This is a genomic window from Coprobacter sp. (assembly GCF_982436375.1).
The window spans coordinates 1-2,769 of the sequence record NZ_CEWDCG010000288.1 but is presented as its reverse complement, the minus strand read 5'-3'; the positions used below and the strand labels follow the sequence as shown (position 1 = coordinate 2,769).

At 40.9% G+C, this 2,769-nt stretch carries 1 protein-coding gene; it reads right to left on the bottom strand.

Annotated features, from left to right (window positions below; translation table 11 throughout):
• Window positions 1–56: 56 nt before the first annotated feature.
• Window positions 57–2,510 carry an FAD-dependent oxidoreductase gene (locus AC1WHX_RS11715; RefSeq protein ID WP_302545855.1) on the bottom strand — a complete coding sequence of 818 codons (2,454 nt, stop codon included), beginning with the start codon at window positions 2,508–2,510 and terminating at the stop codon, window positions 57–59.
• Between the last annotated feature and the right edge of the window lie 259 nt (window positions 2,511–2,769).

Here is a 2,769-nt window from a genome sequence, read left to right as displayed (position 1 = left end):
ATTTATGCTAATTATCGTTAACCGTAGTCAGTTTTCGTATTATAGTTCATAACTCCTTAAATAAAAAGATTCACATTAGATTCATCCGCCTTAGCCATATATGTAGCTACTCCGCCTACAGAAACCTCATCCAACAACTCTTCGGGATGTATGCCCATAACATCCATAGACATTTGGCAAGCAATAAACTCTACTCCGTTTTCCAAAGCCTGACGTCGCATAGATTCTAACGAATCTACACCTTTCTTACTCATCAAAAAGCGCATCATACGTCTACCCAATCCTCCCATATTCATTTTGGAGAGTTTGAGTTTCAAAGAGTCCGAAGGCAGCATAAATCCGAACATCCTGCCAAAAATATCTTTCTTAACCTTTGGTTTTATCTCCTTCTTTATAACATTCAGACCCCAGAACGTAAAAAACAAAGTCACCTTTCCTCCTGTTGCAGCCGCACCGTTTGCCAATACAAATGTAGCCAAAGCCTTATCCAAATCATCGCTAAACAGAATAAAAGTTTTCCCTTTGGGAGTACTACATACCGACTGAACGTCCACATCTTTCTTCACATTCTTTTCAACTACAGTCGAGAATCTTCCCGATGCTTCCGTTTGAGCGATAAGCTTATGCCCTGTCTGCTTACACCACGCAGCACTGTCTCTTAAGAAACCCGGATCAGAGGAAATCAACTCTACACGTTCTCCCGGCGCTATCTCATCGATACTTTTCTTCAGTTTGAGTATAGGCCCCGGACATTGCAATCCGCACGCATCCACGGTTAAGACGCCAACCGGCTTTTGCACTTTCTGATTATCGATATCCTGAATAACCGCATCCGGTTCACACTGTGGAATTTCAGGAGAAAGAGAATGCATTACTGCGCTATAAGTTTTATATCCGCCCGAAAGATTTTTCACCTCTTGAAATCCGTTTCCTTTCAAAATACAAGAAGCCAAATACCCTCTTAAGCCGACAGCACAATATACATATACAGGCTTATTCCGAGGAATTTCATCCAAATGTTCTCTCAATTCGTCCAACGGTATATTTTTAGCCCCTTCAATAGAACACAATGCAAACTCATCTGCTGTACGGACGTCGAGCAACGTTACTTTATTTCGGTCAAGAGTCTTCAACTCTCTCCAATAAAACGGATTCATTTTTTTCTCCAAAATATTTCCGGCAACATATCCGGCAATAGCTACAGGATCTTTCGCTGAAGAAAAAGGCGGGGCATAAGCATGCTCCAGCGTCATTAAATCATACACCGTTCCATTATGCTTAATTACCTGAGCAAATTGATCTATCCGCTTATCTACACCTTGATATCCTACAATCTGAGCTCCATATAACTTTCCGGTCAGTCGGTCGAAAGTAATTTTTATCGACATAGGTGCTGCTCCGGGATAATAACCGGCATTAGACCCCGAATGGGTAATAGAAGAGCAATAATCAATACTTTCCTGAGCTAAGCGCTTAGCCGGCAAGCCGGTAGTTGCTACCGTCATATCAAAGACTTTCGCAATTGCAGTCCCGACAGCGCCTTCATACATGACGACATTTCCTTTACTCACATTATCAGCAGCAATACGCCCCTGACGATTTGCAGGAACTGCTAAAAAATTCATCCAAGGCTTTCCGGTCAACGGATGCGGATACTCGATAACATCCCCTACGGCATACACACTCTCGTCCGAAGTCCGGAGAAATTTATCAACGACAATTCCTCCTCGTTCCCCGATTTTTAACCCGGCACTAACAGCCAACGAATTATTCGGACGAACTCCGATAGACAGAATTACCATATCGGTATCTATGACCCGCCCGCTTTTAAAATTCACTTTTAATCCGGAAGCAGTTCGTTCAAAAGAGATTACACTCTCATTCAACAACAAATCCACACCTTTTTGACGCAAATGTTCGTGTATTATAGCCGCAGTCGAATAATCGACCGGAGTCATTACCTGATCTGCCATTTCGATAACAGAAACACGGATATTATTATGCCAAAGATTCTCCGCCATTTCCAACCCGATAAATCCGCCACCGACAACAACCGCCTTTTTCACGTCTCGAGTCTGGAGAAATTTCTTAATGTCATCGGTATCATCGACATTACGCAAAGTGAATATACCCTCCGAATCGATTCCTGGAAGAGGAGGACGTACGGGTATTGCTCCCGGAGACAAAAGCAGCTTATCGTAAGATTCGGCATACTCTTCTCCTTTACCGTTACGCACCAGTACTCTCTTCTGACCGAGATCTACAGAAATGACCTCCGATTCTGTCCTGACATCCAAATTAAACCGTTTTCCGAATATTTCAGGGGTCTGCACAAATAATTTTTCTCTATCCTGTATTATGCCACCGATATAGTAAGGCAGTCCGCAATTGGCATAAGATATATACTTACCTTTTTCAAACAATATAATCTCAGCCTGTTCATCATTCCGTCTAAGCCGAGCCGCTGCTGTCGCTCCACCGGCGACTCCTCCTACAATTAAATATTTCATATTATCCCTATTTATTTCCTGTAAAAATATTTTTCAAAAGAAAATAATATTGCAAAGATAGATATATTTTTCAATAAAATAAATTTCCATTGGAAAATATATAAGTGATAACTACATATTCTCTTATCCAATAAACAAAAATAATTTTCAGAAAATTCTGATTATTCAAAATGAAAAAACAACGAACAGTTTTAAATTAAAAATAATTTACCATAACCAGGATAAACGATAGGCATTCTCCCAAAGCCCAAACAGAGAG

Bases quoted from the DNA above. Each gene is read 5' to 3' on its own strand.
- AC1WHX_RS11715 (WP_302545855.1), bottom strand. From the start codon at position 2,510: ATGAAATATTTAATTGTAGGAGGAGTCGCCGGTGGAGCGACAGCAGCG.